Origin of the sequence: Bradyrhizobium sp. AUGA SZCCT0431 (genome assembly GCF_018131065.1) — a bacterium.
Taxonomy (GTDB): Bacteria; Pseudomonadota; Alphaproteobacteria; order Rhizobiales; family Xanthobacteraceae; genus Bradyrhizobium.
In genome coordinates, this window is sequence record NZ_JAFCLR010000039.1 from 21,343 (window position 1) to 47,175 (window position 25,833).

The window sequence follows — 25,833 nt, forward strand, 5'->3', positions numbered from 1 at the left end:
GGAGGTTCACGATGTGAACCCGAGGCCTTCGGCCCAAGGTGCACGATGCGGAACCGCCGACACGGCATCATGCCGGTGAGGTCTTTTAGCGATAGCTGGACGCCTGCCAAGCAGCCCGCCAACAGCACAGGAGTGGGACCATGAGCGACGATGGCCGTTTCGAGATTCCAAAGGAGATGCGATCGATGGCGGAGGCGAGCTTCGAGCAGGCCCGCCAGACCTTCGAGAAATTCCTCTCCTCCGCGCACCAGGCCGCGGGCTCGTTCGAGGATCGCGGCGCTGCCGCGCGCACCAACGTCAAGGATATCGGCAGCAAGGCGGTCGCCTTCGCCGAAAAGAACGTGCAGACCTCGCTGGACTACGCGCAAGCGCTGCTGAAGGCCAAGGATCTGACCGAGGTGATGCGGCTGCACAGCGAATATGTGCAGGGCCAGATGCGTGCGCTGGCGGAGCAAGCCAGCGAGATGGGTCAGATCGTCAGCCGGGCCGCGATGGATGCGGCGAAGCCCAAGAGCTCAGGAGAGGCCTGAAGGACACATGCTTCAAAAGCCTCGCCTCGTCTACTTTAGGATTTAGATGCTTAAAATACACGCAAAACGGGCAATGTATGTCGCAGTGCACATTGTTTTGCTTTGCGTTGCACAAAATTGACATGATAAGGGTGTTTATTGGGCATGCCCGACGATGGGCACTCCCCAAGACCGGAGTTCGATCCGGAAATATGTACCGGTATTCCGAGAAGATCGTGCTCAAACAAGCAGAGACCGTGTGATCCAGTACGGCGCTACCGGCGTTTTTCACCGGTGGCGTTCGCAAGGGGTCACCACAATTCACCCCGTTGCGAAGGAAGCATGCGAATGACCAGTTCGACCGATCCGTTCTCCGCCTCCATCATTCCGTTCGAAGTCCCCGAGCAGGTGCGCGCGTTCGCCGAAAAGGGCGTTTCGCAGGCGCGCGACAACTACGCCAAGTTCAAGGATGTGGCCGAGAGCCATAACGGCACCATGGAAGCCGTGTTCACCTCGGCCAACAAGGGTGCCAGCGCCTACTCGGCCAAGCTGTTCGAGTTCTTCAAGGCCAACACCACGACCTCGCTCGACTTCGCACAGGACCTGCTCAGCGTGAAGACGCCGGCAGCTGCCATGGAGCTGTGGACCTCGCACGCCAAGAAGCAGTTCGAGACGTTTTCGGCCCAGGCCAAGGAACTCGCCGAACTCGGCCAGAAGGTTGCGACCGAAACCGTCGAACCGATCAAGGCGTCGGCCGCGAAGTACCAGCAGCCGGCCGCCTGAGCCCGCATTAAGGTTCGAAGAAGCCCGGGCAGCTCAGCCCGGGCTTTTTTGTTGCCCCTGGGCCGGCCTTTCGCAGGGGTGGGCCATCGATGCCCCGAAGCAAATGAACTTTGTCCGCCCCCGAAACGACTGATAATCGGGTGGCTGGTGGCCTTGCCAAAGCGTGGCGTTGCACCTAGTTTCCCGCCCATTCGCACCCCCTTTTTTTCGTGGGGGCTCGCGCAGGATGCAGTTGTAGCTCAGTCTGGTTAGAGCGCCTGTCTGTGGAACAGGAGGTCGGTGGTTCGAGCCCACCCAACTGTACCAACCCCACCGCGGATATTCCCGGAGACCGCCGGATTCGTTGCGCTGCCCGCAGCGCGTGTCCGGCCAATGATGCCTGACCGGATCAGGTCGGCACGCCCTTCACCTGATGGCCGATCCAGCCATACAGCCGCGATGCGGTCGCGGCGGCCAACACCGTCGCCAGCAACTCGAGCGGGCTGTCGAACGCTATTCTGGCTGCGCTCCACCAGCTGGGCAGATCGTCGAGGTCGCTGATCAAGCCGACCGCCAGGAGCCCGGCCAGTACCGGCAGCAGCACAATAAAAAAGCTTTTCAGGATCAACCAGCTTCGAGCCTTCGTATCCGCCAGCACATTGCGCAGCGAGGCACCGGGCGCATCAACCGCGATCGCCGGAAAAAGAATGGCCAGCCGCACCAGGGCGACGACGACGACGATCGCGGTTGCGATGGTCGCGATTGAATCTGCGTCCTCGGACGGCGTGATCAGGCCTGACAGGTAGGGTGGAAGGGTGATGAGTGCCCACAGCACGACGGTCCAACCGAGCAAGCGCCGGAAGCGTGGCGCGAATATCGCGAACTCGTAGCCGGAAGAGGCTTCGCCAAGGATCAGCAGGCGGTATATCGCGATCTCAATCGGAAGAAGCAGGATGGTCTTGATCGCATCGAGGCCTTCCCGGAGCACCGGGTTGTCAGCGATAACAGGCGCAACGAATCCCAGAACCCCCACGACGAGATAGATCAGCAGGCCGACCAGCGCGAGGAAGCGCAGCCGAACAAACACGTCGAGCATGCCATTCCACACCGAACGGAAGATGGCGCCGAAGGATAGGTCAGGTTGGTCGGCCAACAATTTCATTCTTCGGCTCCGCGAACTGATCGCGGCAAGTTATGCGGTTAGCAGGCCGTTCCGAAAAGGTCATTGCGTTGCCCAGTCTGCCAATTCCCTAATTCACTGCCCATTCTGCCGCCCGCCCGGCCGGTGAAATCAGCGCTGGTCGCCGCGCTTGTGCTGTGGCCTGTTGTCCACCCCTGCTTGCCAATCCCGGGCGGTTCACCCACAATTCGTGGAATCATTGCCTCGGGGGGATTCATGGCGACTTTTCGGATCAGCAATTTCGGGTTTGGTTTGGTGTTGGCGACGGCGCTCGCATTTTCATCGCTGCCGGCTTCGGGTCAGAGCTACACTCCTGAACAGGAACAGGCCTGCACCAGCGACGCTTTCCGGCTTTGCAGCTCCGAAATCCCCAATGTCGAGCGCGTCACGGCCTGCATGGTCGCCAGGAAGTCTCAGCTTTCGCCGCCCTGTCGGGCGCAATTCAGATCCGGTCCCGAACCGAGCCGGGCCGCTTCAGCGCCCGCCGGCAGGCCCATGGCGATCAAGCCGGCGGCCCCGCGCAAATCCGCGGCCAAGGCGCGCAAGCCCAAGAAACCGGCAAAACCAGCCTCGACCTGAGCGCGGCATGCCATTTCAAGCCCCCTTCGCGCGACAGACTGACGCCTTGTGCCTCTCGCTGCGAGAGAACATCTCTTCAGCACGAGGAGAGATTCATTGAGCAAAGAATCGCAAATGGAGCTCGACCGGCATTTTGCCTGGTTCGAAGCCAAGCTGCCGGCCGGCCCGGCCAGATTCGTCGGCTGGCTGCGCAAGCCGTCGTCGCGCTACGTCAGGATTCCGATCGCTATTCTGCTGATCCTCGGCGGCATTTTCAGCATCTTGCCGGTGCTTGGACTCTGGATGCTGCCGCTTGGACTCCTTTTGTTCGCGCAGGACGTCCCGTTTCTGCAGACGCCGATGGCGAAGCTGCTCGGGTGGATCGAGCGCAAGTGGATCGAACGACAGCGCACAAAAAGCATGCGCTGAATCGATCAAGCCACTCTGGCGATTCCACTTTTGCGATTCCATCACGGATTGCGCGGTCGCACGCAGTGTGACTCAAAAAGCAACTTTATTGGCTAATCAGTGGCTTCTTCGCAATAAGCAGCAAATTTTTCTTTCACGAATCAGTGCGCTGATTCATTTTCGGCTTCTGGGGTCAATCTGGAGGCCAAGGTATGAACGTCATAGTTTTTGCTTCGCGTAAGGGGGGCTCGGGAAAAAGTACCCTGGCTGCTCACATTGCTGCGCATGTCCATAAGTCGACGAAGCCCTGTTTGATGGTTGATGCTGATCCGCAGGGATCGCTTACTCTCTGGCACAAATTGCGTGGAACGAACGAGCCGCCGATCAAGGCCGCGGTAAATTCGGTCAGCGGAATTATCGCCGCCGCCAAGCGCGACGGCATCGAATGGGTGTTCATCGACACGCCGCCGAATTTGTCGGCCGTCGTCGACGACGCCATCAAGAACGCCACGATGGTGATCATTCCGGCGCGGCCCGGCGTGTTTGACGTCAATGCCGTGCAGGAAACCATTCAGACCTGCCGTGCGGCGCGCAAGCCCTACGCGGTCGTCATCAACGGTGCCCCCGCGAGCCGGGACGGCGTTGAAAGCCGCATCGTCACCATCGCGCGTGAAGCACTGGTCAAATTCCGTGCGCCGGTGTGGAGCGGTCAGATCACCAACCGTGCCGATCTGTTGCTGGCGCTTGGTAACGGCGAAGGCGCCCGCGAATATTATGCGGAAGGCCGGGCCGCTGCGGAAATCAGCCGGCTGTGGGCTGCGATCGAACGTTCGATCAAGGCCATCCGCGGCAACGCGTCGGCTTCCGGCGCCATGCACAAGCAAGCGGCGTAACAACGCCGCTTATGGACTTAAAAAGACGCGCGGGACTCCGCGCGTTTTTCTTTGTCTGACTGGATTTGGATGTTGTCATTCCGGGATGGTGCGCTAGCACCAGACCCGGAATCTCGAGATTCCCCGATGTGCAATTGCACATCTGAGGTTCGATGCTGCGCATCGCCCCGGAACGGCGAAAGAAGTCACGCCACCATCAGCATGTAGAACACGACGACCGGCGACATGGTCAGGATCACCGACCAGATGCCGACCGCCCAAAGAACGTCCTCGGTCGTAAAGCCCTGTTGATCAGGGAGAGTATTGTTTTCGATTTCCACGACGCGCCCCCGCGTTTTTTCCGTTGTGACGAGTTTGATACGCGACCGCTTTTAAAATCCCGGTCACAATTTCGCTCGCATTTGACCGCAGGTGCTACCGCCGATTAACCACGGCAGGCGCTGCGTTCGCCTTCAAGCCATCAGCAGGCGCCAGGTCACGACCGGCGCGAAGCCGATCAGCGTCGCCCACAAGGCAAAGGACGAAACCAGCAGAACGTCCTGCACTCGCTGGACGCGTTCGCAGGTCGGAAATTTCCAAATGTCACTGGTGTGGTCGATCATGTGATGTCCCCCGTTTTCTCAATGAGGACATCAATACGCCCGAGATTTTAAAGTTGACGGCAAGGCTTTGGACGATTTTGAAGCGCCGCCCTCACCAACCGTTAACCAGCGTTCCGGAACGCCGCGGCGTTTGCAAAGGTGACGCGGCGATCGGCTGAGGCGACCGCGGGCGAATGCGGTTAACATTGCGCCAACGCGGTCAGGCAATTTTTCTGGCCGGCGTCCACGCCATTGGAAGATATTCCGGTCACCTTATGCGCCTCCGCATCATCCGAGCCGGTGTGGAGCGACAGAAAAGCCGTCGCCGCGGTCTTCCGCGTGCGGCGGCTTTTTTGTGCGCAACGCTCGCAAGCGGGAGGGAGCCGCTGCGACGCCTCGCTATGCCCGCCGCAACAGGGCCGGCGCGCGCCGTTCCCGCTCCGCATCGAGCCGCGCCGCGAGCTCCCCGCTGACTTCCACCATCGGCAGCCGGACCTCGGCACTGTCGATCAGTCCGCTCTGCGCCAGCCAGTATTTTGCAGGCGCCGGGCTGGGTTCGGCGAACAACAGCCGTGTCAGTTCGGAAAGATTGTCCCAGCACGCCTGTGCCCCCTGGTGGTCGCCCTGCTGCATCAGCGTCCGCACCGAGGCGAACGCTTCGGTCTCCAGATGCGCCGACAACAGGATGGCGCCGTCGGCGCCATCGACCAGCGCCTCGTGATAGTGCGCGTCCTCGCCGGTCAGCACGCGAAAGCCTTTCGGCCGCCGCGCCAGAAACTCGATCGACTGGGCGCGGTCGGCAGAGCAATCCTTGATGCCGACGATGTTGCGATGTGCGGCGAGCTGCAGCAGGGTCTCGTTGGTGAGATTGACCGCGGTCCGGTAGGGGATGTTGTAGAGCACGATCGGCCATGAGGCGTGATCGGCGAGCACCGTGAAATGTCGCAGCAGGCCGCGCTGCGACGGCCGCGTGTAATGGGGACTGGCGATCAGGTAGAAGTCGATCGGCCAGGCGGCGGTCTCGTCGAGCGTATCGAGCATCTTGCGCGTGCTGGCGCCGGACAGGCCGAGACAGATCGGGATATAGCGGCCGCTGCCGGAGATCTCGGCCCGGGTCACCGACACCAGCTGCTCGAGTTCGTCGAGGTCGAGCGTCATGCCCTCGCCCGAGGTGGCGGCGAGGATCAAGCCGTCGACCGGGCTATTGGCGTAGTGCCTGATCATGCGGCGCAGCGACGGCTCGTCGAGTTCGCCGTTGCGAAACGGCGTAACGAGGGGCAGCCACAGGCCCTGTAATCGGTTTTGCGGATCGGTAGACATGGTTCCATCTCCTTGAAGGCGTTTGCCGGAGACGGGACACATGAAAAAACCCCGTCCAGACGGCGGGGTTTCGGGATCGGCTTGGCGGTAGATCTATCGCGCGCGTCGATCTCGGGTCCCCGGGTGGGGACCTTTTTTTGACGACAGAGCGGTGCACGAATTCGTGATCATGTCTCGATGATGATGGTGCAACGGCGCGTTGTCAATCCGCGCACCGTTGACGACGTTTGTCGTACGGGAGAAGAAAAGATCTGGAGACGAAGAAGGTTCAGCTGAAATCGTCTGCAGACGAAGCGATCCGGAGAAGAAAAAAAAGCCGGGCCCAAAAGAGCCCGGCTTAAGGTATTGGCCACGTGAGGCCGACACAATCACCTTCCAAGAGGGATTACTGAGCGCCCGCGCCACTGGAGGAGGGGGACATATGCGCGACACGATCGCTCAGCGTGTAAGGACTATGATCCCCATCTGCGGCTTGCGTAAACCGGTTAAGCCGCATGTCTGACATGCGGAGACCGGGGGCTTTATAAGAGCCGCTAATTCGGAAGGCGGGAAACGTCAGCCGCTGCGAAAGCGTTTTCGAACTAAGCCCGTGCCGCACGTGATGCGGGATCGATACCGGCTCGCGTCAAGAAAACGCGTCAAAACAAGAATCTAGAGCTTCGGTTCTGATTCAATCAGAACCGAAATTCCAGTCACAACCGAAATGCTAGGAGGGCCAGCGCTGCGCCTTGCTCACCACGAAATCGCGGAACACCTGCACCCGCGCCACCGTCTTCAACTCTTCGGGATAGACGAAATAGGTGTCGATCTGGATCGAGTCGGTCTCGCCGAACAGCTGCACCAGACGGTTGTTCTCCTCGACGAGGTAGTCGGGCAGGGCGGCGATGCCGAGCCCCTGCTGACAGGCCCTGACAAGACCAAGGATGTTGTTGACCTTGAAATAAGCCTCGCGCGGACCCGAGCCGTTGCGGCCGGCGTCGATCAGCCAGCTGCGGTTCTGCAGATGCGGCGGCACCTGGGAATCGCCGAGCATGATGATGCGATGCGAGTCGAGGTCGTCGAGGGTGCGCGGCGTGCCGAAGCGCTTGATGTATTCCGGCGAGCAATAGGCGTGGAATCCGATCGAGAACAGCTTGCGCTGGATCAGGTCCGGCTGGGTCGGCTTGCGGGTCCGGATCGCGACGTCGGCCTCGCGCATCGACAGATCGAGATCCTCGTCGGTCACGATCAGCGAGATGCGGATATCCGGATAGAGGCTGGTGAACTCGTCGAGCCGCGGAATCAGCCAGTTGATGCCGAGCGCCGGCGGCGTGGTGATCTTGAGGTCGCCTGACGGCCGCTCGCGGCTGTCGGTGAGCTTGGCGCGCGCCGCCTGCAGCTGCATGAACACGTCATGCGCGGTACGGAACAGCAGGTCGCCCTGCTCGGTGAGGATCAGCCCGCGCGCATGGCGATGGAACAGCGATACCGCAAGCTCCTGCTCCAGCGCCGAGACTTGCCGCGATACCGCCGATTGCGAAAGCCCGAGTTGCTCGCCGGCATGGGTGAAGCTGCCCGCTTCCGCCGCCGCGTGAAACACCTTCAGCTTGTCCCAATCCATGTCCGTGAATCCGTCCCGTGTTCGACGCGTAATCATTCTGCCGCCGCCCGATCACTCGCACGCAAAGCGAGAAAGCGCTCGGCCTCGAGGGCCGCCATACAGCCAAGGCCCGCGGCCGTGACCGCCTGCCGCCAGGTTTCGTCCGCGACGTCGCCGGCGGCGAACAGGCCGGGCACCGACGTCGCCGTCGAGTTCGGCGCCACCTCGACATAGCCGGAGGGTTTCAGCTTGACCTGGCCGGCGACGAGTTCGGTTGCCGGCGCGTGACCGATGGCGATGAAGACGCCGTCAGCGGGCACCTCCGTCAGCGTGCCGCTCCTGACGTTCTTCAGGCGCACATGGGTGACCTTGCCCGGATTTTCGGTGCCGCAGATTTCGTCGATTGCACTGTCCCAGACCACCTTGATCTTCGGGTTCTTGAACAGGCGGTCCTGCAGGATGCGCTCGGCGCGGAAATGATCGCGGCGATGCACGACGGTGACTTGCGAGGCGAAGTTGGTGAGGAACATCGCTTCCTCGACCGCGGTGTTGCCGCCGCCGACCACCATGACTTGCTTGCCGCGATAGAAGAAGCCGTCGCAGGTCGCGCAGGCCGAGACGCCAAAGCCCTTGAACTTCTCCTCCGACGGTATGCCGAGCCAGCGCGCCTGCGCGCCGGTGGCAAGGACCACGGTTTCGGCGAGATAGACCTCGCCGCTGTCGCAGGTCAGGCGGAACGGCCGCTGCGTGGTGTCGAGTTTGGTGACGAGATCGGTGACGAGCTTGGTGCCGACATGGGCCGCCTGTTTTTCCATCTGCTCCATCAGCCACGGACCCTGGATGACGTCCGCAAAGCCCGGATAGTTTTCCACGTCGGTGGTGATGGTGAGCTGGCCGCCGGGCTGGATGCCCTGGATCAGCACCGGCTCAAGCATCGCCCGCGCGGCGTAGATCGCTGCGGTGTACCCGGCAGGGCCGGAACCGATAATGACGACCTTGGCATGGATAGGCGCGGGCATCGGCAGATTCCCTCTCTTTGGAGGATTTTGATGAGGACTTGTGCGGGAAGCGCCGGGAAATGCGTCGCGCGGCGCCAAAAGTGTCAAATGCAAGTCTATGATATCTGGGTAGCCATGCAAGATTTGCAATTCAAATAAGCGAATTTTCCCCGGAACTGCGGTGTTTTCTCCGGATTCACGCAAAATGGCGCAGTGCACGCGCAATAAAATTGCGCAATCGATGGCAGCTGCGCTAAGAGTGTTGCCGGCAAACACCTTCCCAAGCCCAGCCAGCCCCAAAGAACCTAGGGAACCCAAAGGAACCGGACCGCGTGTCGAAGAATCTCGACGAGATCGACCTTAGAATTCTTTCCGAAATCCAGGCCGATGGCCGAATCACCAACGTCGAACTGGCCAAACGGGTCGGCATCTCGCCGCCGCCTTGCCTGCGCCGGGTCAGGACGCTGGAGGAAGAAGGCTACATCCAGGGCTATCGCGGCATGCTGGATCCGCGCCGGCTCGGCTTCGACGTCACCGTGTTTGCCTCCGTGCACCTGTCGAGCCAGGCCGAAGCGGATTTGCGCGCATTCGAGGAATTCGTCCGCGCCGAGCCCCTGGTGCGCGAATGCTGGATGCTGTCGGGGGAAGTGGATTTCATCCTGAAATGCGTGGCGCCCGACATGGCGACGTTCCAGGATTTCGTCACCCATCTGACGTCGGCGCCGCATGTGCGCAATGTCAGGACGTCGCTGGTGCTGCACAATTCGAAATACGAAGCGGCGGTGCCGCTCGATTTGAAGGTGACGGGCTGAGAATCAGCCCGTCATCCCGGGGCGCGCGATAGCGCGAACCCCAGATGCGCAATTGCGCATCGGGGGATCTCGAGATTCCGGGTTCGATGCTTCGCATCGCCCCGGAATGACGAAAGCAATTTGAAGCGACGCTCCTCAGCTCTTCTTCCGCATCGCGTCGACGCTGATCGGTCCACCGCCGGCGGTCGACAGATAGAGGCAGGCGAAACAGAACAGGATCGCGAGCGTGCCGCCGTTGATGAGCGGATAAAAGCCCTTCGGCGCGTGACCCATAAAATATGCAAAGGCCATTTCACCGGCAAGAATGAAGGCGACGGGCCGTGTGAACAGTCCGAGCAGCAAAAGAGCGCCCAGAACCAACTCAATCGCACCGGCGGCTCCGGGTAGCGACATCAATTCCACCTTGTTGAGGAAGGCGTAGGGATTTCCCTGCGGAATTGTCGGAAACTTCAGAATCTTCGCGACGCCGAATTGAAACAGCAGCAGCCCGGTGATGAAACGAAACAGGCTCAGTGCTGGCGGCTGGAATTTCGAAAGTAGCTTGTCGATTGCGTCCATGTAGTCCCCCAAGTTGGATCGAGTTCCACTTGGTATCGCGTCGCGGCCTGGAGGAAAAGCGCGCGGCGGCCGGAATCCGATGACGTTTTGGCGAGCAGCAAAGGAATTATGCGGGGCGTTGCGTGTTTGCCGCGTCTCGCGCGAGGTTACTTCCAGGTGACTTCGCTGCGGCACTCTGCCGCTAGAGCGTGATCCAGTTCAGCGATGAGGTCTGAGACCCTCATGTTGGGGCGGCGCGGCCGTGGGTCGCGAAACGCGGGACCCAAGCGGGAAGCAGCACTGGAATCACTGCGTGCCGAGGCAGCGGATGGCTTTGGGCTGACAGGCAAAGCCGATGTTGGAGCATGTCGGTGGCTCGCCGTCGGCGCCGCGCGTGCAGTTGACGCAGGTGTCGGTCCAGCGGCTGCAGTTCGGCGGACCGCTCCGGATCGAGATTTCCTTGGGAGCGATGCGCGGCGGGATCGAAAGCTCGGCTGCCGCGGCAGCGTGACAACCGCCAATGAAAAGCATCAGCGTTAGAGCTGGAAGCGCAACGACAATATGATTTCGTTGCATGCCGTCTTCCCCAAATGCGGCCTTCCCCAACTGCGGCTTTCCCGGTGCGGCGAAATCCCGAAGCACGCGAACGCACGTTCCGGTCCCGGGCCGGCGGGCAATGCCCGCCGGGGCAGACGTCGCGCTAGCCTAGCGCCACTCGACCTTGGTGATCTCGTAGGCCTTGGCGCCGCCGGGCGCCATGACCTCGACGGTCGTGCCCTTCTTCTTGCCGATCAGCGCGCGGGCCATCGGCGAGGTGATGGAGATGCGGCCCTTCTTGGCATCGGCTTCCGGCTCGCCGACGATCTGCCACACCGCTTTCTTCTCGGTGTCCTCGTCGACCAGCGTGACGGTGGCGCCGAACATGATGGTGTCGCCGGAGAGCTTCGATATGTCGATGATGTCGGCGCGCGCGAGCTTGTCTTCGATCTCGGCGATGCGGCCTTCATTATGCGACTGCTCTTCCTTGGCGGCGTGATATTCCGCGTTCTCCGAAAGGTCGCCATGCGAGCGCGCCTCGGCGATGTGCTCGATGATGCGCGGCCGGTCCACCGACTGGCGCTGCTTCAACTCGACCTCGAGGGCGGCATAGCCGCCGGCGGTCATCGGAACCTTTTCCATCATCTCTTCCGTCCTTCGCCCGTGCGAGCACCGCCTCAAGTAGTTGCGCGCACGAAGCAGTCTTTCGATTTCGATTCGGGGCCATTCGGGCCCGAAACGCGAGCCCGCCAGCCTATTAAAATTCGGCCCCGTCAAGGGCCGATACAACTTCCAAACGAGCGGTGGGTTCCAGCCACATGGCTTTGTTGCCAATCGTTTAGCGGGCAATTTGGCCCGGCGAACGATCAGTTTTCGGAAAAGTAACTCTGAAGCGTGCGGACCTCAAGGTCTCCGCCCAGATAGGCGCGGATGCCCTGTGCGGCCGCCACAGCACCCGAAAGAGTGGTGTAATATGGCACTTTATGCAAGAGGGCAGCCCGCCGCAACGAACGGCTGTCGGCCAGCGCCTGCGGCCCCTCGGTGGTGTTGAAGACGAGTTGGATGTCGCCATTGGTGATGGCGTCGACGATGTGCGGCCGGCCCTCCAGCACCTTGTTCACTTTTTCGGTCGGCACGCCGGAATCGGTGAGGAAGCGCTGGGTGCCCGATGTGGCCATCACCTTGAAGCCGAGCGAATGCAGCAGCCGCACGGCGTCCGCAATGCGGGTCTTGTCGCTCTCGCGCACCGAGACGAACACCGTGCCCTTGCGCGGCACGCGGGTGCCGCCGCCGAGCTGGCTCTTGGCGAAGGCGACTTCGAACGAACGGTCGATGCCCATCACTTCGCCGGTCGAGCGCATCTCCGGACCGAGCACGGTATCGACACCGGGGAAACGCGCGAATGGGAATACCGATTCCTTGACGCCGACATGGCCGAGCTTGCGCTTCTTCAGATTGAAGTCCGCAAGCTTCTCGCCGGCCATAATTCTGGCCGCGATCTTCGCCACCGGCGTGCCGACCACCTTGGCGACGAACGGCACGGTGCGCGACGCCCGCGGGTTGACCTCGAGCACGTAGATATCGCCGTCCTTGATGGCGTATTGCACGTTCATCAGGCCGACCACGTCGAGGCCGAGCGCGAGTTCGCGGGTCTGCCGTTCGAGCTCCGTGATCATCGCACCATCCAGCGAATGCGGCGGCAGCGAACAGGCGGAATCACCGGAGTGAATGCCGGCTTCCTCGATATGCTCCATGATGCCGACGACGAATGTGTCCTTGCCGTCGCACAGGCAGTCGACGTCGATCTCGGTGGCGTCGGAAAGATAGCGGTCGAACAGCAGCGGGTTCTTGCCGAGCACGGTGTTGATCTGCCCGGTCTTGTCGTTGGGATAGCGCGCCTTGACGTCGGCCGGCACCAGCTCGGGCAGCGTGCCGAGCAGATAATTGTTGAGCTGCTCTTCCTCGCGGATGATCTGCATCGCGCGGCCGCCCAGCACATAGGACGGACGCACCACCAGCGGCAGGCCGAGATCGGCCGCTACCAGCCGCGCCTGCTCGACCGAATAGGCGATGCCGTTCTTGGGCTGCTTCAGCCGCAGCTTGTCGAGCACGCGCTTGAAGCGGTCGCGGTCTTCGGCAAGGTCGATGGCGTCGGGCGAGGTGCCGAGGATCGGCACGTCGGCGGCTTCCAGCGCGCGCGCCAGTTTCAGCGGGGTCTGGCCGCCGAACTGCACGATCACGCCGTGCAGCGTGCCGTTGGTCCGTTCGGTGGCGATGATTTCCAGCACGTCCTCGGCGGTGAGCGGTTCGAAGTAGAGCCGGTCAGCGGTGTCGTAGTCGGTCGACACGGTTTCCGGGTTGCAGTTGATCATGATGGTCTCGTAGCCGGCGTCATGCAGCGCAAAGCAGGCGTGGCAGCAGCAATAGTCGAACTCGATGCCCTGGCCGATCCGGTTCGGCCCGCCGCCGAGGATGATGACCTTCTTCTTGTCGGACGGCGCGCTCTCGTCGGCAAGATTTCCTGCAAAAGGCGATTCATAGGTTGAATACATATAAGCGGTCGGCGAGGCGAACTCCGCCGCGCAGGTGTCGATGCGCTTGAACACCGGACGAACCCCCAGCGCGTGGCGTTTGGCGGTCACCTCGGCCTCGGTGGCCTCTGCAAGCACGGCGAGCCGTGCGTCGGAAAAGCCCATCGCTTTCAGCGTCCGCATGCCGAACGCGTTGCCGGGCAGGCCGTTCGCCTTGATCTTGGCTTCCATGTCGACGATGCCGCGCATCTCGGCGAGGAACCAGGGATCGATCTTGCAGGAATTGAAGATCTCGTCGTTGGACCAGCCGAGCCGCATCGCCTGGGCTACCTGCAGGATGCGGTTCGGTGTCGGCGTGCCCAAGGCGGCGCGGACCGCGTTCTTGTCGTCGCCGCGGCCGAGGTCCTCGATCTCGATTTCATCGAGGCCGGTGAGCCCGGTCTCGAGCCCGCGCAGCGCCTTCTGCAGGCTCTCCTGGAAGGTGCGGCCGATCGCCATCACTTCGCCGACCGACTTCATCGACGTGGTCAAAGTGTGGGAGGCGCCGGGGAATTTCTCGAACGCAAAGCGCGGTATCTTGACGACGACGTAGTCGATGGTCGGCTCGAACGAGGCCGGCGTGGCGCCGCCGGTGATGTCGTTGGCGATCTCGTCCAGCGTGTAGCCGACCGCGAGCTTGGCCGCGACCTTTGCAATCGGAAAGCCGGTGGCCTTCGACGCAAGGGCAGAAGAGCGCGACACGCGCGGGTTCATCTCGATCACGACCATGCGGCCGTCGGCCGGGTTGATGCCGAACTGGACGTTGGAGCCGCCGGTCTCGACCCCGATCTCGCGCAGCACCGCCAGCGAGGCGTCGCGCATGATCTGGTATTCCTTGTCGGTCAGCGTCAGGGCCGGCGCGATGGTGATGGAATCGCCGGTATGCACGCCCATCGGATCGAGGTTCTCGATCGAGCAGATGATGATGCAATTATCCTTTTTATCGCGCACCACCTCCATCTCGTACTCTTTCCAGCCGAGCACGCTTTCCTCGATCAGCACCTCGTTGGTCGGAGAGGCGTCGAGCCCGCGCTCGATGATGTCGAGGAACTCTTCCTTGTTGTAGGCAATGCCGCCGCCGGTGCCGCCCATCGTGAAGGAGGGCCGGATGATTGCAGGCAAACCGATTTCGGACAGCGCCATCAGCGCCTCGCCGAACGCGTGCTCCTGATAGCGCTTGCGGCGTTCGTTCTCGCCAAGCGTCCACTGCCGCTCGAGTTCTTCCAGTGCCTCGCCCGACAGTTTCTCCCGCTCAGCCAGGTATTTGTCGCGGTAGGACTTCTTCAGCGCCGAGGCGTTGGCCAGCCGCGATTTTGGCGTCTCCAGCCCGATCCTGGTCATGGCCTCGCGGAATAACTGGCGGTCCTCGGCCTTGTCGATGGCGTCTGCGGTTGCGCCGATCATTTCGACGTCGAATTTGTCGAGTGTGCCCTGACGGCGGAGCGACAGCGCGCAATTCAGCGCGGTCTGGCCGCCCATGGTCGGCAGCAGTGCAAAGCCGCCGGGTATGACGTGGCGTTCTTTTTCGATGATCTTGCCGACGATTTCCGGCGTGATTGGCTCGATATAGGTGGCGTCGGCCAGTTCCGGGTCGGTCATGATCGTCGCCGGATTGGAATTGACCAGGACGACCCGGTAGCCCTCTTCCTTCAGCGCCTTCACCGCCTGGGTGCCTGAATAGTCGAATTCGCAGGCTTGGCCGATCACGATGGGGCCGGCGCCGATGATCAGGATGGTGGAGATGTCGGTTCTTTTGGGCATCAGGTCTCGCGGACTGGAATTTGGGCACAAAAAAAGGGCGCGCATGCTGCGCGTCCCCTAAGCCAAGAGCGCGGGTTACCCTCGCGCGCGGGTGGTCTTTAGACCAGATTACGCACCCGCGAAACCCCCAAAAACGGGCCATCAACCGGCATTTTGCGGGAATTTGGCCTTCGGCCGAAACCCGGCCGCCCTCGTCAGCTAGATGCGGTCCAGTCCGTCTTCGCTTTCGCTACGCTCAAGCTACGCCGGACACGCTCCGACCTGATGGTCTCCGCGTGGCTGCGCCACGCGTAGCCCGTCAGGGCGAAGCGTGGAGGCCCGGCCTGGATTTGAACCAGGATAAAGAACGATGCACCGTTCTCGCGTTGTCGCTTCCGCCACCGGGCCACGGCGATCATCACCGATCACGGGCCGGTGAGCCATGTTTACCTTTCATTAACCCTAACGGCCGGGCTGGCCATGGGGGGCCGCGCCACGAAGGTCATCCGCCAGGGATTGTGGCCGATATTGTCGGGGGCCCGCGAAGCGGCGAAGCCGGCGCGGCCGAGTTTTTCGATCATCTCGCTTTCGCTGTAGCGTTGCAGGCCGACCCGGGTGCGCAATTGCCGGTAGTCCGACAGCGCGGTAGAGGCGAGGCCGTAGAGCGCGTCCGTCAGGAAGCCGTGCGCGCTTGCGAATTTCAACAGCGCCAGCACGTCTCGCCCCATGCCGACCTCGGGCCGCAGGATATCGCCCAGCACCAGCCGCCCGCTCGGCTTCAACAGCCGGCGAATGATTGCGAATGCGGAATCCAGCTCTTGCTGCGTCATGTATTGCGCCACCGAGTTCATGACGACGAGATCGATCGACTTCTCTTCCATATTCCGGAGCTCATCGAGCGAACGGACGCGGATTTTGGTGTTCGGCGCAAAGCGCGCGATCAGCCGGCCGCGCACGCCGGGGGCGGGTTCGGCGAGATAGAGTTTTGCGCAGGCGTCCGCCACCTTGGCCGCCGACAGCGCCTCGCCGCAGGCATAGTCCAGCACGACAGCGTCAGGCGATGAGATGTAGCCGATGATGTCGCGCGCGATGATCTGGAAATGCAGGTCCCGATGCAGCTTGCTCGCATAGATCGTATGCGTGGAATCGTAATAGTCGATCCATTCGTCCATCGGGGCTGCGTCCGGCAAAACAGGGGTTTCCGGCAAGGAACCGCCGGGAAAGTGATGCGTTAGGGTGTTCGGCGGCCAATGTCCAATGCCACCGCTGTCCGGTTTCCTAACAGGAAGGTTCAACGTGAGCAAAGCCAACAAATCCGAAAAAGTGTCCCCCGATCTCGATACGCCGACCGATCTGCCGCAGGCCGCGGTGGACAAGATTTCGGCGTCGCTCAACGTGCTGCTGGCTGACGCCTTCGCGCTCTACATGAAGACCAAGAATTTCCACTGGCACGTCTCCGGCCGGCATTTCCGCGACTACCATCTGATGCTGGACGAGCAGGCGGAGGCGATCTTCGGTACCACCGACCAACTCGCCGAGCGGGTGCGCAAGCTTGGCGGCGTCACGCTGCGTTCGATCGGGCAGGTCGCAAAGCTGCAGACCATCCAGGACAACAATGAGGCTTACGTCCCACCGCGCGAAATGCTGCGCGAATTGATGGAGGACAACAAGCACATGGCGGCCGCCATGCGCAAAGCCCACAAGCTTGCCGACGACCACGAAGATACCGGCACCGCGCAGTTGCTCGAATTGTTCGTCGACGAGACCGAGCGCCGCACCTGGTTCCTGTTCGAAGCCAGCCGCCAGGAAAGCGCCAACGCGGCGTAGTGGTTTTTGCACGGGCGAAACCCTATCCACGTCGTCCCGGCCTTGAGCCGGGACCCATAACCACAGGCCGTTGTTTTTGACGCGGGCGTCGATCAGCGAATTTTTGCCGATGGGCCGCGGCGTATGGGTCCCGGCTCAAGGCCGGGACGACGAAGATGGAATAGCGGTTTCGGCTAAATCCTGTACTTCAGCACCTCTTCCTTGAACCGGAGCCCATGTCCGGGCCGCTCCGGAGCCGTGATCATGCCGTTGGCAATCTGCGGTGGATCGACCCAGAGGTCGTCGATCAGCCCCATGTTCTCGCACCAGATGCCGTTCGGGATCGAGGCCAAGAGGTGCACATTGAGTTCGGGAAACAGATGCGGCGCGATGGTGATGCCAAACGTGTCCGCCAGCGCCGCGATCTTGCGCAGCTCCGTCATGCCGCCGCGCATCGGGTCGGGCTGCAGGATCGGCAGGCAGGGATTGATAAAGAACGGCCGCAAATCGTAGCGCGTGAAATGGGTCTCGCCGCCGACCACGCGCATGTCGAGGGCTGCTGCGATACGCTGGTAGCCGGCAAAATCGTCGGCCGGCACCGGCTCCTCGAGCCAGTAGATATCGTACTGCTCGAACTTGCGTCCCATCTCGATCGCGACATCGGCGCTCCAGCCCATATTGACGTCGATCATGATGGCGATGTCGGGCCCGAGCGCCTCGCGCATGCGGCGTACATTGTCGAGGTCCTGCGCAGGCGTATGCACATGCGCGACCTGCATCTTGATCGCCTTGTAGCCCTGCTTCACGAAGTGCAACGCCTTCTCGATCATGCCGTCGCCGCCGGCGCCGCGGAAACAACCCGAGCCGTAGATCGGGATTTCCGAGCGATAATGGCCCCACAACCGGTGCAGCGGCAGGCCGGCGCGCTTGCCCACCGCATCCCACAGCGCGATGTCGATCGCCGACATCGCCATCGCGGCGATGCCGCCGCGGCCATAGGTCATCGTCGCCGTCCACAGATCGCGCCAGATCGCCTCGATCGCGGTGGCATCCTTGCCCTTCACCCGCGGAATGATGCACTCGTCGAGACAGGCCGCGATCGATTTCATGCCCGGGCGGAATACGAACAGATAGCCCATGCCGGTGACGCCGCCTGCGGTTTCAACCTCGCAGATCAGAATGTCGCGCGTCGGGCCCAGCGCATGCCCCTTGAGCCAGGGGTCGTCGGCCCAGGGCAGGCGCAGCATCGTCACACGGATGTCGCGGATGGTCATGTCTGGGTTGGCGGTCATCGGGCGTTTCCCTGTGCTGGCCGGATCATGTTGGCCTGATCTCGGACGGGGAAAGTCAATCACATAACGGCGGCGCTGATCCAGCGCCGTGCGTCATGCCTCCAATGCGGGGACGCGACGCGCGTTCGCGCGACCCGTCGGTTTTACGCAAGCAACAGTAGCAAAATATGACTGGCGGTCCGGCCGGCTTGCGCTACGATGCAAGCGAGCCATAGTAGCAGGAGGCCGGAAATGCCTATGTCCGTCTCTATGATCGTGTTGGGTTCGCAACTGGTTATGCCCGTCGCTGACGGAGTGCCGAAGTTCGATATCACGCGGAATTGCAAGCTCGACATTGCCGCCACCGCCGGCCTCACCGTCGATCAGTCGCTCAAGACTTGCATCAGCGATGAACAGAAAGCGCGCCAGCAGCTCGCAGGCCAGTGGTCGAAATTCCCTGCGCCCAGCCGCGCGAGTTGTGTCTCGCAGGAGAGCATTGGCGGCACGCCAAGTTACGTCAGCCTGCAGACCTGCCTCCAGATGGGTCAGTGGGCGCGTTGATCCGTTACTTCGTGACGGTCCGGCGCGTTGGTGTCACCGTGCTGGTGGGCGCCATCGGCGAGATCGAGAACGTCAGCCAGGTATTCCATCCCGATGGCCGGTTCTGCGCCTCGAACTCGCCATAGCCTTTCAGGTTGAGGTATCCCTGCATGTCGCCGACCGGAAACAGGAATCCGATCTGCGGTCCGATACCGAAGACACGGGAGCGGAATCCGCCGAGCTGGGGATGTTGACCAAAGTCGTCGGTGATCTGCTGATATCCGTATCCGACGAGGCCGACGAAGACCTGCTTGGAGAGGAATTTCGACATACCCCAATCGACATGGAAGTCGATCCCGTTCTGGTATTGCGTGTCCTGGTTCTTGAAATTGTAGGTGAAGCCGGCGACGGCGGAGAATTCATGCCCTGTCGCCGGATTGAAGTAGGTGTAGCCTCCACCGCCGTCGATGGCGGCATGACCAATGCCGAGATTGGCGAGGCGAGACGGATCGTATGCGCCGACCGGAATGTCGCCGGTCACATAGGTCATGAAATTGTGCACGCCGGCGTTCCACTTCAGGGTTGCCTGCGGGTAGAGATCACCAACAGAAGTGATTGAATCCCCGATGAAACCCGTGCGGGTCACCCCCAGCGGCCCTGTCAGCGTCCCGCCAATGCTGGCGCTCGACCGCCCGAACAGGCCGATTATGCCGATGGCAAGCTGCCCGCCGAGCACCGGCGTCGCGAACGTATAGGTGGGATTGAGCAGAACGAGATCAGCCTGCGCATTCAGACCTGCGTCGAGGCTGACGTTGAGGTTTGCCGGAATCCTGCCGATCTGAATCTGTCTGGCCGCGGCTACGGAGCCAAACGCCGATACGGTGGTGTGATAGTAAACCTCGGCCATGGACCAGCCCGGCACCTGGGGCGTCGCCGCGAGGCTGCTAAATCGGCCGGGAAGCCAGTACGAAACGCCGGTTTCGTCCGCGTAGGCAGCCCCGGACATTGATCCGAACATCAGCAGCGCCACGCCGATGCTGCGGCAGGTGCGCCATTTGTTGGAATGTCGTTGAAGAATGTTGTGCGCCATCTGCTTGCCCCCCCGCTGCCTGAGAAATCACAGTGATCAACTCCAGATTGACATGGTTTGAGTGTCTCGTCGCAAGCCATCGCGATGCAAAGCGGTCCAAATCGAAGATCCGTCGCGGCTGTTGCGCCAAAGCCACGAGACAAATCGCGTGCTATTCACCTCATCGGGCATTGCGAAGACGGACCGCGTCCATTTGATGTTCATTTGCTGCCAAACGGAAATATCTTCTTCCAGTCGTTCTTCATGTCGACCACGGTCCAGCCCATCGCCTGGGCAGCGTCGAGCGCCTTGTCGAGACGGCCAATCGGAGAGTTGCGGTCGTAAGCCCATTCCCGTTCGGCGTCGGTGTGGTGCACGAGGAGGGCGAAGCGGACGCCGCCGCCTCCCTTGGCCCATTCGAGCATTTGCAGGTCGCCGTCGGAATTGCCGAACGCCGCGATCGGTTGCCGGCCGATATGCATCTGGATGCCGATGGGCTTGCCAGTCTTGTCATCGTTGAAATTAAGCTCCGGCAGTTTTACGAGGACCGGTTTGCCGTCGCGTAGCTCGAAGCTCAGCTTGCCGCTGCTGCCCATCACTTGCTCGGGCGGAACGCCATAGACCCTGTCGGCAAAGACGCGCATGAAGTCGATGCCGCCGCCGGAGACGATGAAAGTCTTGAAGCCGTTGCCGCGCAGATAGGCGAGCAGTTCCAGCATCGGCTGATAGACCATCTCGGTGTAGAGCCGCTTGGTGACTGGATGCTTCGCCGTAGTGATCCAGTCGCTCACGATCTTCCCGAATTCATCCGTGGTCATGCCGGAATGCGTGACGGTGACGATCTCGAAAATAGCAGCCTCGCCGCCGGCGAGCGCGCCTTTAAGGTCGCCCTTGAGCAGCGAGGCAAACGGCTCCTTGTCCTTCCACTCCGGATGCAGCGGGGCGAGCGCCTTGACGCGGTCGAGTGCGAAGGCAAACTGGAAATAGATCGGCTGCTCCGCCCACAGCGTGCCGTCATTGTCGAAGGTGGCAATCCTCTCGGCAGGCGGCACGAGGTCGGGCGAGCCTTGCTTCGTCACGCGCTCGACGAACGTGACGATGGACCTTTTGGTCCCCGTATCATTCCATGACGGCAGCGGATCGATCGCGGGAGTTTGCGCCATCACGGATATGGGAGGCAGCGGTCCGATCAGCGCCGCGAGCAAAGCCAAGGCCAAGAGCAGGATGCGGCGGCTGACGCCGAAGGGAGCTTGCGGCATTGACATGGTTGGTTCCTTTCACAGTAAGAACGCAACGATCAAGAGAGTTTTCAAAGCGGGCGGCCCCTACGTAGGCCGTCCGCCATGACCATCATCAAATCCTTATCTGCCTATCGCCCCACGGGCCGCTTCGATTTTCGCTTTCACGGCATCGAGGTTAAAGCTCGCGCCCCTTTGCATCGGCGGGAATTCGATTGCCGTCTTGGCGAGCTTCTCCACCTGCTGCTGGACGAACACGAAGCGCCAGAATTCGTACTTGAACCAATCAAAGTATTGTTGCGCTCCATATTTAGTCCCGCTATCGGGCCAGCCAGTACGCTCGAACGGATCGAGACGAAGGTTGGTCAAATAGGGTATGTCAGGTTTGGTCTTGTCACCTACCCAGCCGCCGGGCTGGTCGATGAAACGATACTTGTAGTCGCCGATGCGTACGGCACCCAGTTCGCTTTCGCCGAAGTACCATATTTCGTTCCGATTTGACGGACCCTTGCCGGTGATCATGTCCATCTGGTTGTAGCCGTCCAGATGACATTTGTAGGTCCTGTCGCCGATGTGCTTGCCCTTCTTCAATTCCTCGACAATGTTCGGATTACCGGCGGCGGCCACGAAGGTTGGAAACCAATCGAGCCCGGAGATAATGCCGTTCTCGACCTTGCCTGCCGGCACCTTGCCGGGCCAGCGGATCATCGCCGGCGCGCGAAAGCCACCTTCCATGACCGTGCCTTTGCTCTGGGCGAATGGCGTCTGTCCGCCATCGGGCCAGGTAAATACCTCGGTGCCGTTGTCGGTGGTAAAGACGACGATGGTGTTGTCATCGACACCCATGTCCTTGAGCTTCTGCATCACGATGCCGACGTCGTCGTCGAGCTGCGCCATGCCGGCTTCATGAATCGACCAGCCGTTCTTGGAGTTGCGTAACGCCTGGTACTTCGGTGACAGGTGCGTGACGATGTGCATGCGGGTCGGATTGAGCCACAGGAAGAACGGCTTGTTGTCGGCCTTGGCCTTTTCGATGAACTTCAAGGCAAGATCGCGGATTTCGTCGTCCACGGTTTCCATTCGCTTCGGATAAAGCGTTCCAGCGTCCTCGATCCTCTGCTTGCCGACCTTGCCCCAGCGCGGATCCACTGTGGCATCGTCCACGTTGGTCGCCCACGAGTGGACCATGTTGCGTGGACCGACCGTATTCAGCAGCTCCTGCGGATAGGCGGGGTGCGCCGGGTCTTCCATTGCGTCGAGGTGGTACAGGTAGCCGAAAAATTCGTCGAAGCCGTGCACCGTCGGCAGAAACTCGTTCTTATCGCCAAGGTGGTTCTTGCCGAACTGGCCGGTGGCGTAGCCCATACCTTTCAGCGCAGCGGCAATGGTCACGGCCTCCGCCGGCAAGCCGGTGGGGGCGCCAGCCTGGCCGACTGTGGTCATGCCGGTGCGGATCGGCAATTCGCCGGTGATGAAGTTGGCGCGACCCGCCGTACAGCTCGCCTCTGCGTAATAATCGGTGAACAGCATGCCTTCGGCGGCTATTTTGTCGAGGTTCGGCGTCCGCCCAGCCATCATGCCGCGGTGGTAGGCGCCGATATTCCAGATGCCGATGTCGTCGCCCATGATGACGACAATGTTGGGCCGCTGCCCGGCCGCAACAGGTGGGGGCGCCGCTGGTTGTTGCTGCGCCTGCGCAGCGCTTGTCAGGCCGACGGCCGAGAGCGCCGAAGCGGCGATGAGAGAACTGCCGCTCAACAAGAGATCGCGGCGTTTCAAACCGCCGCCGGTCGCCGCCTTGGTGGTTTCAGGCTTTTTCGTATCGTTGCTCATGACGTGGCCCTCTTCCTTGTGATGCACCGAAAGCCGACATGGCTTGCTGAGTGGTGGATACAACGACCGCCTCGGCAGTCGTTGTAGCGCACCGCGGTGAGATATCCATTGTCCGTGAAGTAGAAGATTCCTTCCGCGACCCTTCACTAATCTTCGCATTTCAGGGAGTGGCGGGCGCCTGGGACAAGGCGCCCGCCACTCCACTTCGGCAGCGGTCAGTCGCTGCGGCCAGCCGTCTTCATGTTCTTAACTTGCTGCATGACCTGTTCCAGGTTGTAGCTGGCCGGGTCCTGCAGCGCCGGGAATTTGATGTAAGTCTCGAGGTGCATCAGCCACAGCTGTTGCCCGATAGGCAGCAAGTTCCAGTCATAGACATAGGCGGTGGACGGAGAAGCAATCGCCCCGCCCATACCGAACAGCGTCTTCTGCTGCGAGCCAACGGAGGTCTCGAAGGGATCGCGCTTGATGTTGACGACCTGGGTCCAGGAGTAGGGCTGCACTCCAGAAACGAAGCCCGCTGGGTTGTCGGACACCATCGCGAAGTACATCTTCCAGTTCTTGTAGCGGACGGCCGACGGCGTTGTGCTGGACCAATACAGGAAATGGTCTCGTGCCGACTTCTCTGACCTGCCGCTCAGGTATTCTACCTGGTTGACGCCGTCGAGCGTGGTCTTAACGATGCCGGGATACTGCCCGGCCTCGATCCGTTGCTTCAGTTCGTTGCCTTTGGGTCCGCCGGCGATCTCGACGAGAGTCGGGACCCAGTCGAGGGCGGCAAACATTTCGTTCTTGACCGTGCCGGGCTTGATGACGCCCGGCCAGCGGATGACAGCCGGAGCGCGCAAACCGCCCTCCCAGGTGCTCAGCTTGCCACCCTTGAACGGCGTGACGCCGCCGTCCGGGAAGGTGATGGTCTCGGCGCCGTTGTCGGTGGTGAACACGACGATCGTGTTGTTGAGTTGGCCCATGTCTTCGAGCTTCTTCAGCACCACACCGATGTTGTCATCCATCTGCTTCATGCCGGCTTCGTTGACGCCCCAGTCCTTGCCGCCGGGCTCGCCCACCATGGCCAGGTACTTGTCCGACAGCACGGTCGTGATGTGCATGCGCGCCGGATTGTACCAGACGAAGAACGGCTTGTTGGTCTTCTTCGGGTCGTTACGATCGAGGTAGTCGACGACCTTTGCCGAGATTTCCTCGTCCACGGTCTTCGATCGATCGAGGGTCAGCGGTCCCTCGCTCCTGCACATTTGTCTAGCGCCAGTGCCGTCGGATGACGTGCACGCGAGTATCGGACGCGGTGGCGTCAGGCAGACCGTGGTCTTGGGATCCACCGCGCCGGGAACCTCGGGCAAGCCGGGAATCGGAGTGTTCTTGCATGGCGGCGCGACGGTCTGCTGGGTCGGGGTCTTGTTGATGTCGGGGAAGCTCACCCCCTGCATCGCATCGAGGTGATAGAGGTAGCCCCAGTATTCCTGGAAACCATGCGCGGTCGGCAGCGATTCGGTGTGATCGCCGAGATGATTCTTGCCGAACTCCCCGGTGTTGTAGCCGAGATCGAGCAGGAACTTGGCAATCGTCGGCGTCCCGGACCGCAGATAGGATGGGCTGCCGGGAATTTCCGGCAAGGTCATGCCGACGCGAACCGGCTGCATGCCGGTGAAGAAGGCCGTACGCCCAGCCGTGCAGCTCTGCTCGGAGTAATAGTGCGTGAACATCGCGCCTTCGTTGCCGATGCGATCGATGTTGGGCGTCTCGCCGACCATCAGCCCGCGATGGTAGATGCTCGGCTGGTAGAGCCCGATATCGTCACCCATGATGAAAAGGATATTGGGTTTCTGTGGCGGTTGCTGCGCCACCGCCGGCGTGCTGGCCGGCCCGGACAGCGACATCAACATCGACGCGCCAAGCAGCGAGGCGCAGGACTGCTTGAGCCAACCAGGTGTCTTGTGTGGCGGCGTTGCAGTAAAGGGCGGCTTGTCGGGCAATATGGAACTCAACATTGCTACGCTCTCCTGTTTATGATGCATCAGAGGCTCCTCGCCTGATGCATCGAAAGCCAAGGTGACTCGTCGATGTGTCGACCGGCTCCGCATGACGCGCTGCCGGCCGGTAACGTCGGCAGTAGTTCGGCGCGCACAAATGCGAGCCGCCTTTGATGACCTTCCGTGGAATTTTCACATTGATCGTCCTGGGGTCGAAGCTGTCGGCCTCGGATCCGCCGCGCGGATTCTGGGGAATGCAGCACGCCTTTGGCGCATCTGCTTCATGCTTTTGCGAATACCAGTCGGACGTCCATTCCCAGACATTCCCGATCATGTCGTGAACGCCGTAGCCGTTCGGCGGGAAGGCCGTGACTGGCGATGTGCGCTCGAAGCCGTCGGTGCAGAGATTTTGCCTTGGGAATTCGCCCTGCCAGGTATTGGCGCGATGCTGGCCACCCGGCGTGAACTCGTCGCCCCAGGCATACTCGGCCTCGGCCAATCCGCCGCGTGCGGCGAACTCCCATTCCGCTTCGGTTGGAAGATCCTTGCCGGCCCAGCGCGCAAAGGCGAGCGCGTCGGAATAGGCGACGTGCACGACAGGATGATTGTCGAGCACGTTGATATTGCTTTTCGGGCCATAAGGGTGGCGCCAGTCGGCGCCCTTGATGAATTGCCACCATTGGCTCCAGTCGCGGAGATCAACGGTCTGCGCCGGCGGCGAAAACACCAGCGAGCCGGCATAGAGCATATGAGGCAGCGCGCCGGGATAGTCCTTTGGGTCGGGGGGGATTTCGGCGAACGTGACGTGACTGGTCGCCTTCACGAATTCCTTGAACTGCCGGTTCGTCACCGGCGTGCGGTCGATGAAAAATTCATCGACTGTCACGGAATGAACTGGCGCTTCCTCGGGATAGTGCTTGTCCGATCCCATGCGGAACGTGCCGCCGGGAACCAGGACCATCCCCGGATGATGAGGATGTTCACCTGCCTTGGCATCAGCGCTTTCGTTGTCGAATTGAATCGTGCTCAAAGCTACGAGTCCTCAGGAAGTGGCAAAGACTACACATGCAGGATTGGAGTCGGCTCTGATCTGAGTCCGGCAGACGG

At 61.4% G+C, this 25,833-nt stretch carries 25 protein-coding genes and 1 tRNA gene; 9 read left to right on the forward strand and 17 right to left on the reverse strand.

Translation table 11 applies throughout. The features are described 5' to 3' along the window. Window positions 1-140 precede the first annotated feature (140 nt). The 3 genes from JQ567_RS29545 to JQ567_RS29555 all read left to right on the forward strand — a co-directional run bounded on the left by JQ567_RS29545 (window position 141) and on the right by JQ567_RS29555 (window position 1,598). On the forward strand, window positions 141-530 hold the full coding sequence (locus JQ567_RS29545) for a phasin family protein (RefSeq protein WP_212442086.1): 390 nt from the start codon (window positions 141-143) through the stop codon (window positions 528-530). Window positions 531-857: 327 nt separating this feature from the next. Beyond that, window positions 858-1,292, forward strand: coding sequence for a phasin (locus JQ567_RS29550; RefSeq protein ID WP_212442087.1), 435 nt, complete (start codon window positions 858-860; stop codon window positions 1,290-1,292). Window positions 1,293-1,520: 228 nt separating this feature from the next. Next, window positions 1,521-1,598 (forward strand) — tRNA-His (locus JQ567_RS29555). Window positions 1,599-1,680: 82 nt separating this feature from the next. On the opposite strand, the gene JQ567_RS29560 is transcribed toward JQ567_RS29555, so the two are convergent. Beyond that, window positions 1,681-2,433 (reverse strand): hypothetical protein, encoded by a 753-nt coding sequence (locus JQ567_RS29560; protein WP_212442088.1) that lies wholly within the window; start codon window positions 2,431-2,433, stop codon window positions 1,681-1,683. A gap of 234 nt (window positions 2,434-2,667) precedes the next feature. Between JQ567_RS29560 and JQ567_RS29565 the strand changes: the two genes are divergently transcribed. From JQ567_RS29565 to JQ567_RS29575, 3 genes are all read left to right on the forward strand, one after another. Next, a complete protein-coding gene (locus tag JQ567_RS29565) occupies window positions 2,668-3,030 on the forward strand; it encodes a hypothetical protein (protein ID WP_249165813.1) in 363 nt (120 codons plus the stop codon). 114 nt (window positions 3,031-3,144) lie between these two features. Beyond that, window positions 3,145-3,438, forward strand: a complete 294-nt coding sequence (locus tag JQ567_RS29570; protein ID WP_409363640.1) for a hypothetical protein — start codon at window positions 3,145-3,147, stop codon at window positions 3,436-3,438. A 191-nt stretch (window positions 3,439-3,629) separates the two neighbouring features. Beyond that, window positions 3,630-4,310: a ParA family protein gene (locus JQ567_RS29575; RefSeq protein WP_212442090.1), complete on the forward strand. Its 681-nt coding sequence runs from the start codon at window positions 3,630-3,632 to the stop codon at window positions 4,308-4,310. 185 nt (window positions 4,311-4,495) lie between these two features. On the opposite strand, the gene JQ567_RS38740 is transcribed toward JQ567_RS29575, so the two are convergent. From JQ567_RS38740 to trxB, 5 genes are all read right to left on the reverse strand, one after another. Continuing rightward, window positions 4,496-4,630 carry a hypothetical protein gene (locus JQ567_RS38740; protein WP_283813432.1) on the reverse strand — a complete coding sequence of 45 codons (135 nt, stop codon included), beginning with the start codon at window positions 4,628-4,630 and terminating at the stop codon, window positions 4,496-4,498. Between the two features lie 132 nt (window positions 4,631-4,762). Continuing rightward, window positions 4,763-4,912 (reverse strand): hypothetical protein, encoded by a 150-nt coding sequence (locus JQ567_RS29580; protein WP_212442091.1) that lies wholly within the window; start codon window positions 4,910-4,912, stop codon window positions 4,763-4,765. A 378-nt stretch (window positions 4,913-5,290) separates the two neighbouring features. Continuing rightward, entirely contained in the window at window positions 5,291-6,211 is a 921-nt protein-coding gene (dapA, locus tag JQ567_RS29585) for a 4-hydroxy-tetrahydrodipicolinate synthase (protein WP_212442092.1), read from the reverse strand. Between the two features lie 706 nt (window positions 6,212-6,917). Then, window positions 6,918-7,811, reverse strand: a complete 894-nt coding sequence (locus tag JQ567_RS29590) for a LysR family transcriptional regulator (protein WP_212032642.1) — start codon at window positions 7,809-7,811, stop codon at window positions 6,918-6,920. Window positions 7,812-7,843: 32 nt separating this feature from the next. Further along, a complete protein-coding gene (trxB, locus tag JQ567_RS29595; RefSeq protein WP_212442093.1) occupies window positions 7,844-8,809 on the reverse strand; it encodes a thioredoxin-disulfide reductase in 966 nt (321 codons plus the stop codon). 311 nt (window positions 8,810-9,120) lie between these two features. Between trxB and JQ567_RS29600 the strand changes: the two genes are divergently transcribed. Continuing rightward, window positions 9,121-9,600 (forward strand): Lrp/AsnC family transcriptional regulator, encoded by a 480-nt coding sequence (locus JQ567_RS29600; RefSeq protein WP_192736745.1) that lies wholly within the window; start codon window positions 9,121-9,123, stop codon window positions 9,598-9,600. 135 nt (window positions 9,601-9,735) lie between these two features. Here the strand turns inward: JQ567_RS29600 and JQ567_RS29605 are convergent, their stop codons facing one another. The 5 genes from JQ567_RS29605 to JQ567_RS29625 form a co-directional block, all read right to left on the reverse strand. Then, entirely contained in the window at window positions 9,736-10,149 is a 414-nt protein-coding gene (locus tag JQ567_RS29605; protein WP_212442125.1) for a DoxX family protein, read from the reverse strand. Window positions 10,150-10,443: 294 nt separating this feature from the next. After that, on the reverse strand, window positions 10,444-10,713 hold the full coding sequence (locus JQ567_RS29610) for a hypothetical protein (protein WP_249165815.1): 270 nt from the start codon (window positions 10,711-10,713) through the stop codon (window positions 10,444-10,446). Window positions 10,714-10,842: 129 nt separating this feature from the next. Next, entirely contained in the window at window positions 10,843-11,319 is a 477-nt protein-coding gene (gene greA / locus JQ567_RS29615; protein WP_212442094.1) for a transcription elongation factor GreA, read from the reverse strand. Between the two features lie 221 nt (window positions 11,320-11,540). Then, window positions 11,541-15,005 carry a carbamoyl-phosphate synthase large subunit gene (carB, locus tag JQ567_RS29620; RefSeq protein WP_212442095.1) on the reverse strand — a complete coding sequence of 1,155 codons (3,465 nt, stop codon included), beginning with the start codon at window positions 15,003-15,005 and terminating at the stop codon, window positions 11,541-11,543. A 425-nt stretch (window positions 15,006-15,430) separates the two neighbouring features. Then, the gene (locus tag JQ567_RS29625; protein ID WP_212442127.1) at window positions 15,431-16,156 is read right to left on the reverse strand and encodes a class I SAM-dependent methyltransferase; all 726 of its coding nucleotides are present in this window, start codon (window positions 16,154-16,156) and stop codon (window positions 15,431-15,433) included. Between the two features lie 124 nt (window positions 16,157-16,280). On the opposite strand from JQ567_RS29625, the gene JQ567_RS29630 reads away from it, so the two are divergent. Continuing rightward, complete coding sequence (locus tag JQ567_RS29630) at window positions 16,281-16,811, forward strand: Dps family protein (protein WP_212442096.1); 531 nt, start codon at window positions 16,281-16,283, stop codon at window positions 16,809-16,811. Window positions 16,812-16,984: 173 nt separating this feature from the next. Here JQ567_RS29630 and JQ567_RS29635 read toward each other — a convergent pair whose 3' ends face one another. Further along, window positions 16,985-18,082, reverse strand: coding sequence for a mandelate racemase/muconate lactonizing enzyme family protein (locus tag JQ567_RS29635; RefSeq protein WP_212442097.1), 1,098 nt, complete (start codon window positions 18,080-18,082; stop codon window positions 16,985-16,987). Window positions 18,083-18,319: 237 nt separating this feature from the next. Here JQ567_RS29635 and JQ567_RS29640 point away from each other — a divergent pair, with 237 nt between their 5' ends. Continuing rightward, window positions 18,320-18,622, forward strand: a complete 303-nt coding sequence (locus JQ567_RS29640) for a hypothetical protein (RefSeq protein ID WP_212442098.1) — start codon at window positions 18,320-18,322, stop codon at window positions 18,620-18,622. Between the two features lie 4 nt (window positions 18,623-18,626). Here the strand turns inward: JQ567_RS29640 and JQ567_RS29645 are convergent, their stop codons facing one another. The 5 genes from JQ567_RS29645 to JQ567_RS29665 form a co-directional block, all read right to left on the reverse strand. Continuing rightward, entirely contained in the window at window positions 18,627-19,619 is a 993-nt protein-coding gene (locus JQ567_RS29645; protein WP_212442128.1) for a transporter, read from the reverse strand. A gap of 272 nt (window positions 19,620-19,891) precedes the next feature. Continuing rightward, entirely contained in the window at window positions 19,892-20,935 is a 1,044-nt protein-coding gene (locus JQ567_RS29650) for an HAD family hydrolase (protein ID WP_212442099.1), read from the reverse strand. A gap of 96 nt (window positions 20,936-21,031) precedes the next feature. Next, window positions 21,032-22,741 carry an arylsulfatase gene (locus JQ567_RS29655; protein ID WP_212442129.1) on the reverse strand — a complete coding sequence of 570 codons (1,710 nt, stop codon included), beginning with the start codon at window positions 22,739-22,741 and terminating at the stop codon, window positions 21,032-21,034. Window positions 22,742-22,956: 215 nt separating this feature from the next. Beyond that, window positions 22,957-24,639 (reverse strand): arylsulfatase, encoded by a 1,683-nt coding sequence (locus JQ567_RS29660; RefSeq protein WP_409363641.1) that lies wholly within the window; start codon window positions 24,637-24,639, stop codon window positions 22,957-22,959. Between the two features lie 121 nt (window positions 24,640-24,760). Next, on the reverse strand, window positions 24,761-25,687 hold the full coding sequence (locus JQ567_RS29665; RefSeq protein ID WP_212442131.1) for a formylglycine-generating enzyme family protein: 927 nt from the start codon (window positions 25,685-25,687) through the stop codon (window positions 24,761-24,763). Window positions 25,688-25,833 lie beyond the last annotated feature (146 nt).

Bases quoted from the DNA above. Each gene is read 5' to 3' on its own strand.
- JQ567_RS29645 (WP_212442128.1), bottom strand. From the start codon at position 19,619: ATGTTCGGATCAATGTCCGGGGCTGCCTACGCGGACGAAACCGGCGTT.
- JQ567_RS29550 (WP_212442087.1), top strand. From the start codon at position 858: ATGACCAGTTCGACCGATCCGTTCTCCGCCTCCATCATTCCGTTCGAA.
- JQ567_RS29565 (WP_249165813.1), top strand. From the start codon at position 2,668: ATGGCGACTTTTCGGATCAGCAATTTCGGGTTTGGTTTGGTGTTGGCG.
- JQ567_RS29640 (WP_212442098.1), top strand. From the start codon at position 18,320: ATGTCCGTCTCTATGATCGTGTTGGGTTCGCAACTGGTTATGCCCGTC.
- dapA (WP_212442092.1), bottom strand. From the start codon at position 6,211: ATGTCTACCGATCCGCAAAACCGATTACAGGGCCTGTGGCTGCCCCTC.
- JQ567_RS29610 (WP_249165815.1), bottom strand. From the start codon at position 10,713: ATGCAACGAAATCATATTGTCGTTGCGCTTCCAGCTCTAACGCTGATG.
- JQ567_RS29665 (WP_212442131.1), bottom strand. From the start codon at position 25,687: ATGGTCCTGGTTCCCGGCGGCACGTTCCGCATGGGATCGGACAAGCAC.
- greA (WP_212442094.1), bottom strand. From the start codon at position 11,319: ATGATGGAAAAGGTTCCGATGACCGCCGGCGGCTATGCCGCCCTCGAG.
- JQ567_RS29545 (WP_212442086.1), top strand. From the start codon at position 141: ATGAGCGACGATGGCCGTTTCGAGATTCCAAAGGAGATGCGATCGATG.
- trxB (WP_212442093.1), bottom strand. From the start codon at position 8,809: ATGCCCGCGCCTATCCATGCCAAGGTCGTCATTATCGGTTCCGGCCCT.
- JQ567_RS29660 (WP_409363641.1), bottom strand. From the start codon at position 24,639: ATGTTGATGTCGCTGTCCGGGCCGGCCAGCACGCCGGCGGTGGCGCAG.
- JQ567_RS29655 (WP_212442129.1), bottom strand. From the start codon at position 22,741: ATGAGCAACGATACGAAAAAGCCTGAAACCACCAAGGCGGCGACCGGC.
- carB (WP_212442095.1), bottom strand. From the start codon at position 15,005: ATGCCCAAAAGAACCGACATCTCCACCATCCTGATCATCGGCGCCGGC.
- JQ567_RS29590 (WP_212032642.1), bottom strand. From the start codon at position 7,811: ATGGATTGGGACAAGCTGAAGGTGTTTCACGCGGCGGCGGAAGCGGGC.
- JQ567_RS29560 (WP_212442088.1), bottom strand. From the start codon at position 2,433: ATGAAATTGTTGGCCGACCAACCTGACCTATCCTTCGGCGCCATCTTC.
- JQ567_RS29650 (WP_212442099.1), bottom strand. From the start codon at position 20,935: ATGTCAATGCCGCAAGCTCCCTTCGGCGTCAGCCGCCGCATCCTGCTC.
- JQ567_RS29580 (WP_212442091.1), bottom strand. From the start codon at position 4,912: ATGATCGACCACACCAGTGACATTTGGAAATTTCCGACCTGCGAACGC.
- JQ567_RS29575 (WP_212442090.1), top strand. From the start codon at position 3,630: ATGAACGTCATAGTTTTTGCTTCGCGTAAGGGGGGCTCGGGAAAAAGT.
- JQ567_RS29635 (WP_212442097.1), bottom strand. From the start codon at position 18,082: ATGACCGCCAACCCAGACATGACCATCCGCGACATCCGTGTGACGATG.
- JQ567_RS29625 (WP_212442127.1), bottom strand. From the start codon at position 16,156: ATGGACGAATGGATCGACTATTACGATTCCACGCATACGATCTATGCG.
- JQ567_RS29570 (WP_409363640.1), top strand. From the start codon at position 3,145: ATGGAGCTCGACCGGCATTTTGCCTGGTTCGAAGCCAAGCTGCCGGCC.